The sequence below is a fragment of the Pantanalinema rosaneae CENA516 genome (genome assembly GCF_050753385.1).
Classification (GTDB): domain Bacteria; phylum Cyanobacteriota; class Cyanobacteriia; order Leptolyngbyales; family Leptolyngbyaceae; genus Pantanalinema; species Pantanalinema rosaneae.
This window is the reverse complement of the sequence record NZ_JBLZFZ010000190.1, coordinates 1-1,120: the sequence shown is the minus strand read 5'-3', so window position 1 is coordinate 1,120 and position 1,120 is coordinate 1. Positions and strand designations below refer to the sequence as shown.

The window sequence follows — 1,120 nt, the reverse complement described above, 5'->3', positions numbered from 1 at the left end:
AGATGTGTATAAGAGACAGGGCGAGGATGTCGGCAGTCGCGCCGTACAGCGTCGGACTCAAACCCAGCGCCAATGCCAAACCGACCAACGTCGGCACGGCCGCCAGCCACGTCGCCACCTCGTGCATGCGCCTCCCACTCGCGCTCTCAGACGCTAATGCCCGAAATATTCCTCGGACAACTCGCTCCTCCAACGAGGATAAACGCCGGTCATGTGCCGAGGGCTCGACTACGGTCTTATCTGTGATCGACCATCAGCACTGGGTGTTTCTCGTCCCTGTGACACTGTTCATCGTAGACAACAGCATCCGATTGATCTCGATTCTGGTTGTTCCGCGAAATCGCACTCCCTCGTCGGGAACGGCGTGGCTCCTTTTTATTCTCCTCGCTCCCATACCCGGAATCATCCTGTTCTGGCTCATCGGCGGGACCCGAATGCCGCGCCGGCGGCGAGAAAGACAGTTTCGCGCGATCGAGCTGATGTCCGACATCGCCGAACGGGACGCTCAGCAATTCGGGAGCGATCTGGGCACGCTCCCTCTCGGGCTCGGCAACGCAGAGAAGCTCGGACTCGCCCTTGGTGCGCAACCGATGTTCAGAGGAAACCACGCCACGGTCAGTCATATCTCCGAGGATTCCTTGAGCCTCATGGCGACAGAGATCCGTGCCGCGAGCACCTTCGTTCACATCGAGTTCTACATCCTGTCCTACGACGACTCCACTCATGACGTCTTCGACGCGATCCGGGAGGCGACCTCACGGGGCGTGACGGTCCGGGTGATGCTGGATCACATCGCGACGATGCGCCAGCCCCGACCGTCGGACACCACGCGAAAACTCGACGCCGTGGGTGCGGAATGGACCTACATGCTTCCGGTCCGTCCCTGGCGCGGACAGTGGCAGAGGCCTGACCTACGCAATCATCGCAAAATCCTCGTCGTCGACGGAGTCGTCGGCTTCATCGGGTCTCAGAACATGGTCGATTCCAGCTACAACAAGCGAGGCAACATCCGTCGAGGACTGCAGTGGCGCGACATCATGGTCAGGCTCACCGGGCCCTCGGTCTCCAGCCTGAACCGGGTCTTCATGAGCGACTGGTACCAGGACTGTCTCTTATACAC

At 60.3% G+C, this 1,120-nt stretch carries 1 protein-coding gene; it reads left to right on the top strand.

All coding sequences use genetic code 11. The annotated features are described in order from the left end of the window. Positions 1-242: 242 nt before the first annotated feature. On the top strand, positions 243-1,120 hold an 878-nt coding region (locus tag ACN4EK_RS32815), incomplete at its 3' end, for a phospholipase D-like domain-containing protein (protein ID WP_431662642.1).